This window comes from Candidatus Erwinia haradaeae, from assembly GCF_900698995.1.
Classification (GTDB): Bacteria; Pseudomonadota; Gammaproteobacteria; order Enterobacterales; family Enterobacteriaceae; genus Erwinia_E; species Erwinia_E haradaeae_C.
The window spans coordinates 805,734-819,922 of sequence record NZ_LR217735.1 but is presented as its reverse complement, the minus strand read 5'-3'; the positions used below and the strand labels follow the sequence as shown (position 1 = coordinate 819,922).

Annotated in this window: 10 protein-coding genes and 2 tRNA genes; all 12 read left to right on the top strand. The window is 35.3% G+C overall.

The features are described from left to right. Nucleotides 1-80: 80 nt before the first annotated feature. The 12 genes from folP (at nt 81) to yrbN (ending at nt 14,181) form a co-directional block, all read left to right on the top strand. Nucleotides 81-914, top strand: a complete 834-nt coding sequence (gene folP, locus ERCISPPA3004_RS02585; protein ID WP_157990538.1) for a dihydropteroate synthase — start codon at nt 81-83, stop codon at nt 912-914. 7 nt (nt 915-921) lie between these two features. After that, on the top strand, nt 922-2,277 hold the full coding sequence (gene glmM / locus ERCISPPA3004_RS02580; protein WP_157990537.1) for a phosphoglucosamine mutase: 1,356 nt from the start codon (nt 922-924) through the stop codon (nt 2,275-2,277). A 940-nt stretch (nt 2,278-3,217) separates the two neighbouring features. After that, nucleotides 3,218-3,544, top strand: coding sequence for a preprotein translocase subunit SecG (gene secG / locus ERCISPPA3004_RS02575; protein WP_157990536.1), 327 nt, complete (start codon nt 3,218-3,220; stop codon nt 3,542-3,544). Between the two features lie 85 nt (nt 3,545-3,629). Next, a tRNA-Leu gene (locus ERCISPPA3004_RS02570) sits at nt 3,630-3,716 on the top strand. 47 nt (nt 3,717-3,763) lie between these two features. Continuing rightward, nucleotides 3,764-3,840, top strand: a tRNA-Met gene (locus ERCISPPA3004_RS02565). A 685-nt stretch (nt 3,841-4,525) separates the two neighbouring features. After that, nucleotides 4,526-6,034 carry a transcription termination factor NusA gene (gene nusA / locus ERCISPPA3004_RS02560; protein ID WP_157990535.1) on the top strand — a complete coding sequence of 503 codons (1,509 nt, stop codon included), beginning with the start codon at nt 4,526-4,528 and terminating at the stop codon, nt 6,032-6,034. A gap of 24 nt (nt 6,035-6,058) precedes the next feature. Further along, a complete protein-coding gene (infB, locus tag ERCISPPA3004_RS02555; protein ID WP_157990534.1) occupies nt 6,059-8,779 on the top strand; it encodes a translation initiation factor IF-2 in 2,721 nt (906 codons plus the stop codon). A gap of 123 nt (nt 8,780-8,902) precedes the next feature. After that, entirely contained in the window at nt 8,903-9,313 is a 411-nt protein-coding gene (rbfA, locus tag ERCISPPA3004_RS02550; protein WP_157990533.1) for a 30S ribosome-binding factor RbfA, read from the top strand. Between the two features lie 2 nt (nt 9,314-9,315). Then, a complete protein-coding gene (truB, locus tag ERCISPPA3004_RS02545) occupies nt 9,316-10,302 on the top strand; it encodes a tRNA pseudouridine(55) synthase TruB (protein WP_157990532.1) in 987 nt (328 codons plus the stop codon). A gap of 262 nt (nt 10,303-10,564) precedes the next feature. Next, entirely contained in the window at nt 10,565-10,834 is a 270-nt protein-coding gene (rpsO, locus tag ERCISPPA3004_RS02540; RefSeq protein WP_157990531.1) for a 30S ribosomal protein S15, read from the top strand. A gap of 283 nt (nt 10,835-11,117) precedes the next feature. Then, nucleotides 11,118-13,202 (top strand): polyribonucleotide nucleotidyltransferase, encoded by a 2,085-nt coding sequence (gene pnp / locus ERCISPPA3004_RS02535; RefSeq protein ID WP_157990530.1) that lies wholly within the window; start codon nt 11,118-11,120, stop codon nt 13,200-13,202. Between the two features lie 922 nt (nt 13,203-14,124). Further along, complete coding sequence (gene yrbN, locus ERCISPPA3004_RS03410; RefSeq protein ID WP_157990694.1) at nt 14,125-14,181, top strand: protein YrbN; 57 nt, start codon at nt 14,125-14,127, stop codon at nt 14,179-14,181. The last annotated feature ends 8 nt before the right edge of the window (nt 14,182-14,189 follow it).

Below are 14,189 nucleotides of genomic sequence, written 5' to 3'. Positions count from 1 at the left end.
ATTTTAAATTTTTAACTTTTTATTTATTTTGAGTACACCATGAATATATTTGTCTTACTTACGAGAAGGTGTGCTCTGTAATGAAGTTATACGCCAGAGATGCCATACTTGATTTGTCGTATCCTCATGTTATGGGTGTATTAAACGTTACCCTCGATTCTTTTTTTGATGGTGGTAAGTATTATAATCCAGATCAGGCCTGCGCTCATGTAGAAGAAATGATTAATTCTGGTGCTACAATTATTGATATTGGAGGTCAATCGACTCATCCTTCTGCTGTATCAGTTAGCGTAGATCAAGAGCTTACGCGTGTCATACCAATTATTCAATCAATTGTAAAATGTTTTGATATCTGGATATCCGTGGATACATCAAAACCAGAAGTAATGAGGGAGGCCGCTCGCGCTGGTGTTCATATGATTAATGATATCTACGCTTTACAATTACCTGGTGCGTTATGCACGGCAGAAGAATTGGGTCTGCCAATCTGTCTTATGCATATGCAAGGTCAACCTTATAATATGCAGAATTTACCTTATTACGATGACGTGCTCTATGACGTAAAAAACTTTTTTACAAAACGAATTTCTCATTGTGAGGAGCAGGGCATCAAAAGATCACGGTTATTATTAGACCCTGGTTTTGGCTTTGGTAAAAATATTATACATAATTATAAATTGCTAGCGTATTTAGCGGATTTTCATCAATTTAATTTACCATTATTAGTAGGTCTATCTCGTAAAAGTATGATTAGTCAGATTTTGCATACAAATGCAACACAATGTTTAATTGGTAGTCTTGCTTGCGCTGTTATTGCAGCTATACAGGGCGCTCATATTCTGCGTGTACATGATGTGAGAGAAACCGTAGAGGCACTACGGATTGTTTCTGAGGTGCGTTCTGCTAGGGATTAATAATATAATGAGAATATGTAAATATTTTGGTACAGATGGTATTCGCGGTAAAGTAGGTGATTTACTTATCACTCCAGATTTTTTTTTAAAGTTAGGTTTTGCTGTGGGCAGGGTATTATCTCAATGCGGGTCCAGAAAAGTTATTATTGGTAAAGATACACGAATATCTGGTGATATGTTAGAATTAGCCTTGGCAACAGGTCTTTTGGCAGCAGGCTTATCTCCATGCTTTACTGGGCCGATGCCAACGCCAGCTATTTCATATCTTACACGCACTTTTCGTGCTGCAGCAGGTATTGTTATTTCTGCTTCTCATAATCCATTTTATGATAATGGAATTAAATTTTTTTCAACTAATGGGGTTAAACTCTCGGATATAGCAGAAGACGCAATTGAAAGTGAAATGGAAAAGTCATTAATTTGTGTAGGTTCAGATTCGTTAGGACGTTCCGGTTATATTTTTGATGCAGCTTTGCAATATATTGAATTTTGTAAAAGAACTTTCCCCAGTCATCTTACTCTGGATACATTAAAGATTGTAGTAGACTGCGCACATGGTTCAACATTTAATATCGCACCTAATGTTTTAGAGGAACTTGGGGCGACCATAATTTCTATTGGTGTGGAACCTAATGGTGTAAACATTAATAAAGACTGTGGTTCAACTGATCTTTGTTTATTGCAAAAACGTGTAGTGGTAGAGCATGCTGATGTTGGGATCGCCTATGATGGAGATGGTGATCGAATTATTATGGTTGATCACATGGGATATGCAGTGGATGGCGATCAAATTTTATATTTAATCGCCCGTGAGCAGTTACGGAAAAATTTACTCACAGGTGGCGTTGTCGGCACTCTTATGAGTAATAATGGGCTAGAGTTAGCTCTTAAAGAGCTATGCATTCCATTTTTGCGTGCACAAGTTGGTGATCGGAATGTATTAGAAATGTTAAATATAAAGGGTTGGCGGATAGGAGGAGAAAATTCTGGTCATATTATTTTATTAGATAAAACTACGACAGGTGATGGAATCATAGCCGGCTTGCAGGTGCTGGCTATTATGCTATATTCTAATAAAAGCTTGCGTGATTTATGTAGAGATATTACATTATTTCCACAAAAATTAGTAAATATTCCGATTATTGGTAGTAAAAATCTATTAGAGAATGCCCATATCAAATTAGTAACGGATAAAGCTAAAGCGGAACTACAAGGAAAAGGACGTGTTATTTTGCGTGTATCTGGTACTGAGCCATTAATGCGTGTTATGGTAGAGGGTGAAGACGAGTGTCAGGTAGGCTTGATCTCTAATTATATTTCTCATGCAGTAGAAGAGATTATGAGAGACAAAAAAAACTTATAGTGATATACGTGAATTTTAGTAATTATTATTAATTAGGAAAAGGTTATCTATTTTTATTGAGTTGATGATATTATATCAAGATATATTTTCATCATTAGAGAGTGTTTATAGAGGGTTAAAGACTATCATCACTTAAAATTTGATATTGTAAGATTGTGCATGTAATGGAAACTTTCATTTATATTACATGATATATAATATATTTCGTTTTTTTAAAAAAGTATATAATACTGGTTATCAGTCTATTTTGTAATTAAAGATATTCTATAGAGCGTTATTATTAATTATGTTAAGAGGTGCGTTTAATATATGTACAGTGATTCTCAATTATATTTTCGTATAAAGATAATTTTTATATTAATATTTCTTAATATTTTTTAAAATAAATAATATTTTTTATGTACTTATTTATAGTATAGCTGATATTGATTAATATAAATAGATTTTTAATATTTAAGAGTACTACGTGATATTTTAAAGTAATTTTGTATAATTATTAATTAAATAGTGTAGATAAAAATTTTATATAATAATATCTATAAAATCTGATGTTGTGTTGTGAAGGTGTTATTTTTTGTGAGCTGAAGAAATAAATCTATAGATTCCGTTATAAATTTATAGATATTTAGGATTTGAGTGTATTAGCAGAAGGATTCTAGTGATAATCAAAGTTGGTTTTTATGGTTTTATATCAACATATTAGATAGTAATATGTTTATATATGATCATAGATCATAATCGTTGTTTTGATTTGATTTAATTTGATTTTATAATAATGTATACTACATGTATTGATAGAATCAGTAGAGTTCTATTTTTATTTCTTAGCATAAAATTCTTATAATTCTTAAATATATTTTTAAGCGTTTCATAAAAGAATAATAAAAATATCTCTTAATTCATATATCAACGATCTGAATATAAAATAAAAAGGCTTATTATGTATGAAGTTCTTTTGATAATTTATGTATTTATCGCTATTAGTTTAGTAAGCTTAATATTAACACAACATAATCATGGCGGTTCTATGCTGTCATCATTTGGAGCTGGCGCATCAAATACTCTATTTGGTTCGCATGGGTCAGGTAACTTTATTACTCGTAGAGTAATCCCTATTCTAGCAATATTATTTTTTTTTCTTAGTTTAATTTTTGGTAACATTAATAGTCGAAAGACTCAAAACGTAGATGAATTGATAGGTTTTTCTCAATCTAAATCATCTTCATTAGCACACTTACCAGTCAAAAAGAGTGTTGTTAATAATTAAAGATTGAGAGAGGTATTTTGTTTTTAAAATATATGGATATGTTTTTATTTTAATAAAAATTTTATTTAAGTAATGCTAATAAATTGCCGTGGTGGTGGAATTGGTAGACACGCTACCTTGAGGTGGTAGTGCTCTTATGAGCTTACGGGTTCAAGTCCCGTCCTCGGTACCAAGTTAAATTTTACTTGCTAATTTTCTTGGAGAATGTTTATAATAAACAGCGGGGTGGAGCAGTTTGGTAGCTCGTCGGGCTCATAACCCGAAGGTCGTCGGTTCAAATCCGACTCCCGCAACCATTTTTTTACATCAGCGCCTCGAAAACAGGATTTGATATATATTGGATTTAGGTATATAAATCTTACTTAGAAGAATAAAGTCGTTGGCGGTGTAGAGGTATGTTAACGGGTTATAAATATTTAGTTGTAATCAACCCCGAAAAATTTCGGGGTTTTTTTATTAAAAAGAAGAATAATTGGGCTAGGTGCCCTTTTTTTATATCTGCAAGTGTATATTACATGAAAAATATAACCTTGCCTTGTGATATATCAATAGAAAATAATATTAATTCTTAATTTTGTCGGCAGAGCTCAAGCATAGTAGTCAAAAATTCCAATATCTTCATGCATAGAATTAGGCTTTTACATAAAGGCAGCCCATATAAGCATTGTATAACTAACAGGGGCACATGTTCTTTGAAAGAAAATATAACTATTATTGTATATAATGTGGTTGTTTTTTTATAGATTGCCTGTTTTTAAGATTTTTAAAAAGGTTATGTATATTTTAAGAGATGAAATTTAGCATGAGTTTTGTTTAGAAGAGGTCTGTAACATCTCGATATTGGAGAGATAGAATGCAGTTGCTAAAGAGTCACATGCTGACTATTACTGTATATCTAGTAAACGAGAATATGCGAGTTGAGTAATATCTAGAAAAAACGTGGCTGTCCACCTTTTAAAGTCCAAATTGAGGCATAATAGGATGAACAAAGAAATCTTAGCTGTTGTAGAAGCTGTCTCTAATGAGAAGTCGCTTCCACGTGAGAAGATTTTCGAAGCGCTAGAGAGTGCGCTCGCAACAGCTACTAAGAAGAAATATGAAAAAGATATTGATGTACGCGTCAGTATTGATAGAAAAAGTGGTTCTTTTCAAACATTCCGTCGCTGGTTAATTGTTGAAAAGGTTATACAGCCTACCTGTGAAATTACACTAGAAGCAGCGCGCTATGATAATTCGCTTCTTTCTATAGGTGAATTTATTGAAGAGCAAATTGCATCTGTTACTTTTGATCGCATTACAACTCAGACCGCAAAGCAGGTTATTGTTCAAAAAGTGCGTGAAGCTGAGCGCGCAATGATTATTGATAAATTTCGAAAAAAAGAAGGTAAAATTATTACGAGCACGGTCAAAAAAGTTACTCGTGATCATATTTCACTAGAGGTTCGTTTAAATCATGGTTCGAATACCGTTGCCGAAGCATTAGTGCTTCGGGAAGACATGTTACCTCGAGAAAATTTTCGCGTTGGTGACCGTATTCGTGGGGTTTTATATGCTATTCGCCCTGAGGTACGTGGTACTCAATTATTTATTAGCAGATCTAGACCTGAGATGCTTATTGAGCTATTTCGTATTGAAGTACCAGAGATCGCTGAAGAAGTACTAGAAATTAAAGCTGCAGTTAGAGATCCTGGTTCGCGCGCCAAGATTGCTGTAAAAACTAATGATAAGCGTATTGATCCTGTGGGAGCTTGTGTAGGTATGCGTGGCGCACGTGTTCAGGCAGTTTCTAGTGAACTAGGTGGTGAGCGTATTGATATTATACTCTGGGATGACAATCCTGCACAGTTTGTGATTAATGCCATGGCGCCTGCGGATGTCTCTTCTATTGTGGTAGATGAAGATAGTCACACTATGGATATTGCTGTAGAATCTGAAAATTTAGCCCAAGCTATTGGTCGGAATGGACAAAATGTACGCCTAGCTTCACAGCTTAGCGGATGGAGTCTAAATGTTATGAAAATGGAAGACTTACAAGCTAAACATCAAGCCGAAGAGCATGCTGCCATTGATGTTTTTACTAGGTATCTTGATATTGATAAAGCCTTTGCTGCTGCTCTAGTGGAGGAAGGATTCTCTTCTTTGGAAGAATTAGCTTATGTACCAATTCATGAGATCTTAGCGATTAATGATCTAGATACAAGTCGCGTAGAAAAATTACAAAACCGAGCTAAAGACGTATTGACCACTCTTGCACTTGCTAAAACAGAAGCTTGTGCGATAGCACAACCCTCTGAGGACTTACTTAATCTCACTGGTTTAGATCGAGAAACAGCCTTTAAACTAGCAGAGAAAGGGGTATGTAGTTTGGAAGATCTTGCCGAACAGGGTGTAGATGATCTCTCAGATATTGATGGACTAACCGATACATTTCGCGCTGGTGAACTAATTATGGCTGCACGCAATATATGTTGGTTCGGCTCCGACGCGTAATCAACTGTAGCAGGAAGGGATAGTATGATAACAGACGTAACTATAAAATTATTAGCCGAAGAGATTCAAATGCCAGTAGAACGCCTAGTGCAGAAATTTTCTGACGCAGGGATAAAAAAGTCTATACATGACTCTGTAAGTCAGCGTGAAAAAGAGATGCTACTCGCTTACCTTAATCACGATTATAATGAAAGATCTGGTAAATTAACCTTACAGCGTAAGACGCGTAGTACTTTAAGCATTCTTGGAACTGGAGGGAAAAGTAAATCTGTCCATGTTGAAGTACGTAAAAAAAGGATATATACAAAGAGTGTTTTGTCTTCTGTTGCTCGAGAAGAATCTATATTGTGTACTAAACAAACAGATACACCAGCAGAAGGCAAACGTATCACAATAGAGTCAGGCAATAACCATCCGAAAATAAAAGTGCATTCTAAATTTTCAAATAGCGCACAATACTTACAGAATAGTCTATTAAAATCTGAAAAAGCTAATATATCTACATATCAAGCAGTAGATGAATCACAAGGTCACAAAAAAGAGATTTCTGATGCATTACGTCTTTCTCAGACTGAGAAAGCCCGTCGCGAAGCGCAGTCTGCTGAATTGAAACGAAAGTCTGAAGAAGAAGTCCACCGTAAGATCGAAAAAGCTGCTAAGAAAGTAGCAGCGGCGGCACGTCAAATGGCAGAAGAAAAAGGTGAAGAATGGACATCAGTAACTAAAGATACTGAAGATGCTAGAGATTATCATCTAACTACTTCAACACACGCGCGGGAAGCAGAGGATGAGAACGATGCTCAAGTTGAAGGTGATCGTCGTAGTCGCGTTATAAGAACAAGCAAGGTTCATGTTCGAAAAAAAGGCAACAAGCACGCAGAAGCCAAAACAGATCGAGAAGAAGCACGCGCCCAGATACGTGGTGGAAAGTTTGGCAAGCGCAAACCAAGCTTATTACATCAAAGTTTTAATAAACCGGTTCAAATTATTAATCGAGATGTGATCATTGGCGAAACTATTACCGTAGCAGAATTAGCTAATAAGATGGCTGTTAAGAGCTCTCAAGTGATTAAAACTATGATGAAATTAGGTGCTATGGCAACAATCAATCAGCTTATTGATCAGGATACTGCACAGTTGGTGGCAGAGGATATGGGTCATAAAGTGACGTTGCGTTGTGAAAATGCGTTAGAAACTGCGCTAATGAGTGATCGCGATACTAATGTTATCCTGGAATCCAGGGCGCCAGTTGTCACTATTATGGGTCATGTAGATCACGGCAAAACTTCATTGCTAGATTATATTCGGGTTACTAAAGTAGCTCGAGGTGAAGCAGGTGGTATTACTCAGCATATCGGTGCGTATCACGTAGAAACTGTCAATGGCATGATAACCTTTTTGGATACACCGGGCCATGCAGCTTTTACTGCTATGAGGGCGCGTGGCGCAGAAATTACAGATATTGTAATTCTAGTAGTAGCTGCAGATGACGGTGTTATGCCTCAGACTGTAGAAGCAATTCAGCATGCAAAGGCAGCAAGCGTACCTGTTTTGGTTGCAGTAAATAAATGTGATAAAAGAGACGCTGATCCAGAGCGCGTTAAAAAGGAATTAACACAACATGGAATTATCCCAGAGGATTGGGGGGGTGATAATATTTTCATCAATGTTTCTGCTAAAAACGGTACTGGTGTTGATGACCTTTTAAAAGCCATTTTACTACAAGCCGAAATTATGGAGCTTACTGCGGCACATCAAGGTATGGCAGGTGGTATAGTAATTGAGTCTTTCTTGGATAAAGGGAGAGGTCCAATAGCGACTATTCTGGTAAGAGAAGGTACACTGAAAAAAGGTGATATTGTATTATGTGGTTTGGAGTATGGGCGTATTCGTGGAATGAGAGATGAAAATGGCCGCGAAGTGTTAACAGCTGGTCCATCGATTCCGGTTACAGTTCTTGGTATGTCTGGTGTACCGGTTTCTGGTGATATAGTTACGGTAGTACGTGACGAAAAAAAAGCACGTGAAGTTGCGCTTTATCGACAGGGTAAATTCCGTGAAGTAAAATTAGCACGACAACAAAAAGTACAGCTGGAAAAAATGTTTGCTAACATTGAAGAAGGTAAGATATCTGAAATGAATATTGTATTAAAGGCTGATGTACAAGGTTCAGTCGAAGCAATTTCAGAATCTTTAGTAAAATTATCCAGCAATGAAGTACAAGTTAAGATTATTGGTTCTGGTGTAGGTGGAATTACTGAAACTGATGCTACATTAGCAGCTGCATCTAGTGCTATTCTAGTGGGTTTTAATGTTCGAGCTGACGCCACAGCACGGAGAATAATTGATGAAGAAAATTTGGATCTTCGTTACTATTCCGTAATCTATAATCTCATCGATGAAGTGAAGCTAGCTATAAGTGGTATGTTAAGCCCTGAGTATAAACAGCAGATTATAGGTTTAGCAGAGGTACGTAATGTATTTAAATCTCCTCGATTTAGCGCTATTGCTGGTTGTATGGTCACTGAAGGAATTATTAAGCGTCATAATCCCATCCGCGTTTTGCGTGATAATATAGTAATTTATGAAGGTGAATTAGAATCTTTACGTCGTTTTAAAGAAGATGTTAACGAAGTGCGTAATGGTATCGAATGTGGTATTGGTGTTAAGAACTATAATGATGTACGTATCGGTGATATGATTGAAGTATTTGAAATTTTTGAAATTCAGAGGACTCTTGGTTAATGACCACTCAGGTGTGGATAGTGTAAAAATATTAGTTTCATTACAGTATAAGATTGGTCTTTGATTAACTTAATGCACGAAGGGAATCGTGTACCACTAAGTGCAATATATGGAGATTGAAAAATGGCAAAAGAATTTGGTCGGTTACAACGTGTTGCTCAAGAAATACAAAAAGAGATCGCAATTATTTTACAATACAAAATAAGAGATCCACGGTTAGATGGCATGATGACTGTATCTAGTGTTGATGTATCCCGTGATTTAGCATATGCAAAGGTATTTGTGACATTTCTACAGGATAAAAATGAAGAAGAGATAGCATTTGATTTACAAAATTTATCTAGGGCTTCTGGTTATATACGTACTTTATTGAGTCAGGCGATAAATATTAGAATGACACCTAAGCTGAGTTTTTACCATGATAATTCCTTATTGATAGGTATGCGTATTTCTAAATTAGTTTCTGATATTGCTCCAGGTTATCAAAAGGGTCAGATTGCAGCAAAACAATTATTAACACTAGATTTATTATAGTTATGAAAAATTCCTATGACTTTCAGCGCAATGTTCATGGAGTTCTGCTTTTAGATAAACCTTGCGGGATCTCTTCCAATCAGGCATTGCAACAAGTAAAGCATATATATCATGCAAGGAAGGCAGGTCACACCGGATCGCTTGATCCCATAGCAACAGGTATGTTGCCTATTTGCTTAGGTGAGTCTACTAAGTTCGCGAAATATTTATTAAATGCAGATAAATATTATCGCGTGATCGCCAGACTTGGACAAAAAACTGACACATCAGATTCCAGTGGTACGCTATTAATCGAGCGCCAAGTGATGTTCAGCACTAAAATATTGAAGGAGGCTCTAGAGAGTTTTCGTGGCGAAACAGAGCAAACTCCCTCAATGTATTCAGCGATTAAATATCAGGGGCGTAAATTATATGAATATGCACGCTCAGGAGTGCACGTACCATGTAAATCACGTAAGATTGTAGTGAGCATGCTACAATGTATACGTTGTGATGGAAATGAAATAGAGCTAGATCTTCGTGTATCAAAAGGAACATATATTCGAACTATTATTGACGATCTTGGTGAAAAGTTAGGCTGTGGCGCACATGTAACTTATTTGCGTCGCTTACAGGTTTCTAATTATCTCATGACCAATATGATTACAATGCAATCTCTTAAGTCGATTATTAATCATACAAAAGACACCAGTCTTTCGTCACAGAACCTTCTTGATTCTTTATTGATGCCTATGGATAGTCCTGTTTCTCATTATCCGTCGATTAATTTATCAAGCATGATGGCTCAACATTTCATAAATGGTTGTAGAGTATCATTACTGAATTCATCAATTAATGGATTGGTGCGTGTTACTGAAGGTGTAGAGTTTAATTTTCTTGGAATAGCGGAAATTATTAATAACAATTTATTAGTACCACGCAGAATTTTATCTAGATCTTTTTTAGATAGTACATCGAAGATTAACAGAAAAGCAGCAGTGTCATATTAAAAATGTATATTTTATAAAATTTATTATTAATATTTGCTCTCTATCTGCGTGGTTTATTGTTATGTCTATCATTAGACTTGTTAGTGTTAGCTTAAGGAAAAACGGTGATTTCACGCTACAAACATTTTAAAAAACCTAAATGTTTGCAGATTGCTATTTTATAATACTATATGCTATCAAATGCTCTATCTATTTAATGTATAGAGTATTGGAGTGAGTAGTTGAAGTGTTTGTATAGATTTTAGAAAAATGGAGTTATTTTATGTCTCTAAACACCAGAATGAAAGCACAAATTATCTCTGATTTTGGTCGTCATTCTCATGATAGTGGCGTGACAGAAGTGCAAGTTGCACTTCTTACCGCACAGATTAATCATTTACAAGGTCATTTTTCTCAGCATAAAAAAGATCATCATAGTCGGCGAGGATTGCTTCGTATGGTATCAAAGCGTCGAAAGTTACTTGATTATCTTAAGCGTCAACAGATTTCTCGCTATACTTGTTTGATTGATCTCTTGGATTTACGACGCTAGTAAAGGGTCTTTTCGATTATGTAATTGATGTTTGTATGCTTATCCCAGAGAGATAATTGACTCTTTGTAATGTGATAAAGATTAGAGGTAGATATCATTTTATATGATTCAGTGCAATTTTTATTGAATATGTGACTTTTAAAAATTAAAGGAAAATTTAATCATCTAATGACTATTAGTCAGTTATTAATGTGTTTATATAAACCAGTGACACGATAATCTATGTAAGTAGATCTAGTTACAGTAGTTACTATACTCAAGACTTAATATTAAGGAACTAATTTTGCTTATTCCGATTGTACAAAAATTTCAATATGGCCAAAATATGATATCCATTGAAACTGGAATGATGGCGCGTCAGGCCACTGCAGCTGTCATGATTAGCATGGACGATACTACGGTATTTGTTACTGTAGTTGGAGAAAAAACAGAAAAATCAGGTCAAAATTTCTTTCCTTTGACTGTGCACTATCAGGAACGCTCTTATTCTGCTGGTCGTATACCAGGTAGTTTTTTTAGACGTGAGGGGCGCCCAAGTGAAAACGAAATGTTAACCTCACGTTTGATAGATCGTCCAATTCGACCGTTATTTCCAGTAGGATTTTTTAATGAAGTTCAGGTGATCGCTACCGTAGTTTCTGTTAATCCTCAAGTGAATCCAGATATTGTGGCTATGATTGGCTCATCTGCTGCTTTAGCGTTATCTGGTTTGCCATTTAACGGGCCTGTTGGTGCTGCACGCGTTGGTTATATCAACAACCAGTACATTTTAAACCCAACTAGTGATGAATTAAAAAAAAGTACGCTAGATTTAGTGGTTTCTGGGACTCAAAGAGCAGTTTTAATGGTTGAATCTGAAGCTTCGTTATTAAACGAAGATCAAATTTTAGATGCTATAGTATTTGGGCATGATCAACAGCAGATTGTAATTGAGAATATTAATTCTCTAGTAGCTTTAGCAGGCAAACCAAAATGGGATTGGAATCCAGAAATTCTCAATGATAAACTGCGTGTTCGGATAGATAAGTTAGCTCAATCTCGTTTAAGCGAGGCTTACCATATTACTCAAAAACAGGAACGGTATGCACAGGTTAACCGCATTAAGTCTGAAGTCAGTGAAGAAATATTATCAGAAAATCCAGAGTTAGATGTGCATGGAATTACTGATTATCTGCATTCCTTAGAAAAAAATATTGTGCGTAATCGTATTTTGCGTGGTGAACCACGAATCGATGGTCGTGAAAAAGACATGATTCGTGCTTTAGATATACGCACGGGTATCTTGCCGCGTACTCATGGATCAGCGTTATTTACTCGTGGTGAAACCCAGGCATTGGTTACAGCTACACTTGGGACTGCTCGTGATGCGCAAAATCTTGATGAATTAATGGGAGATCGTACTGATAATTTCCTGTTCCACTATAATTTTCCTCCATATTCTGTTGGTGAAATTGGCGCTGTCGGTTCACCTAAGCGGCGTGAAGTTGGTCATGGTCGTTTAGCTAAGAGAGGTATTCTTTCTGTGATGCCAAAAGGAGATTCTTTTCCATATACAGTACGTGTAGTCTCTGAAATCACTGAATCTAACGGTTCTTCTTCTATGGCATCTGTTTGTGGTGCATCGTTAGCTTTAATGGATGCTGGCGTCCCTATTCAGTCTGCAGTAGCTGGTATTGCCATGGGTTTAGTAAAAGATGATGTTAATTTTGTTGTTCTGTCTGATATTTTAGGTGATGAAGATTATTTAGGTGATATGGATTTCAAAGTAGCAGGTAGCAGAGAAGGTATCACTGCGCTGCAAATGGATATAAAAATTGAAGGGATCACGCGTGAAATTATGAAGGTTGCGCTTGCTCAGGCCAAAGGTGCGCGTTTACATATTCTTAGCGTCATGGATCAAGCGCTTAGCAAGCCTCGTGATAACTTATCGGAGTTTGCTCCTCGCATGCATACTATTCAGATTAGTGTTGACAAAATAAAAGACTTAATCGGTAAAGGAGGCTCAGTGATTCGGGCGCTAACCGAAGAAACAGGTACTAGTATTGAAATAAAAGATGATGGTGTGATAAAAATTGCAGCCAATAATGATGATAAAGCGAAATATGCTATTCGTCGTATTGAAGAGATTACTGCAGAAATTATAGTAGGTCGTATTTATAACGGAAAGGTTACACGCGTTGTAGATTTTGGTGCTTTTGTTGCGATTAGTGGTAGCAAAGAGGGCTTAGTACATATTTCTCAGATTGCCGACAAGCGCATTGAAAAAGTGAATGATTATGTGAAAGTCGGTCAGGAGATTCCAGTAAAAGTATTAGAGGTTGACAGACAAGGTCGTGTTCGTTTAAGCATAAAAGACGCTGTACAATAATAATTGTTATAGATTTCCCTGCAGAATCACAAGTTATATTATAAATAAAAAATTTATTAATTATGACAGTCTCATGCTAATTTTTTTATTTTTTTTGTCGATAAAATATAATTAAATGTCTTTATTTTTTTTGGATAGATCATGAACATTTGTAAGATATTTTTCCATGACATTAGATGATAATATTGATATATACGGTGAGGGGGGCATGGGGGCTAGGCCTCAAACGGAATTAGGGGCTTAATTATACTTATAGTGATTCTATAAAAATAGAGAGACAGAGAAAGTAAAAATTCTACTGATATTGTATGGCGCATTAAGCTCAGGTATGATATAGAGGAATATATTATTGAATGATGGCATAATAATATTTTTAGAAAAGATGCTAAAGGTTTTTTACGAAATTTCTACACAGCATTAATATATTCATTTATTTTTAGCAAGTAGAAAGCTTTAATTTTTTCTATAAAATTTGAAAGATAAAGCCGAAAAAATTATTATTTTATCTCAACGGAAATCGATTTGAAAATCTTTTATTTTTATAAAGTTTACACTGCTAATGATAGAATAGAAATTAATTTAAATAAAAACAAAAAAATTATATCTAGTATTCTAAATATCTTAATTATACCGTACTGTATTCAAATAAAATACGTCACCCTAATTAAAAATATAAGGATTATCAGGAAACGGTATTTATCTTAAAAACCTAACTATTAGATTAATGTTTGCTTTATTACAGATATAAACTGATCTAGTAGATCTTGAATTAGAGAGAAATAGGATATTTATATCAGATAATGATATAAAAGTAATCTTCTATTATATTATTCATGTCTTTAAAATTCTGAATAATAAGTATTTTATAAATGATTTTTTTAGTTTACTTAAACCATTAACTTAAGCCGGTTCACACTTTTTACTGAAAATAACTAATAATTTTCACGACGAGTTATGTAGACTGGCCGATGAAATCTAAGAGGCATA

Coding starts and splice junctions, on each gene's coding strand:
- folP (WP_157990538.1), top strand. CDS start 81: ATGAAGTTATACGCCAGAGATGCCATACTTGATTTGTCGTATCCTCAT.
- glmM (WP_157990537.1), top strand. CDS start 922: ATGAGAATATGTAAATATTTTGGTACAGATGGTATTCGCGGTAAAGTA.
- secG (WP_157990536.1), top strand. CDS start 3,218: ATGTATGAAGTTCTTTTGATAATTTATGTATTTATCGCTATTAGTTTA.
- nusA (WP_157990535.1), top strand. CDS start 4,526: ATGAACAAAGAAATCTTAGCTGTTGTAGAAGCTGTCTCTAATGAGAAG.
- infB (WP_157990534.1), top strand. CDS start 6,059: ATGATAACAGACGTAACTATAAAATTATTAGCCGAAGAGATTCAAATG.
- rbfA (WP_157990533.1), top strand. CDS start 8,903: ATGGCAAAAGAATTTGGTCGGTTACAACGTGTTGCTCAAGAAATACAA.
- truB (WP_157990532.1), top strand. CDS start 9,316: ATGAAAAATTCCTATGACTTTCAGCGCAATGTTCATGGAGTTCTGCTT.
- rpsO (WP_157990531.1), top strand. CDS start 10,565: ATGTCTCTAAACACCAGAATGAAAGCACAAATTATCTCTGATTTTGGT.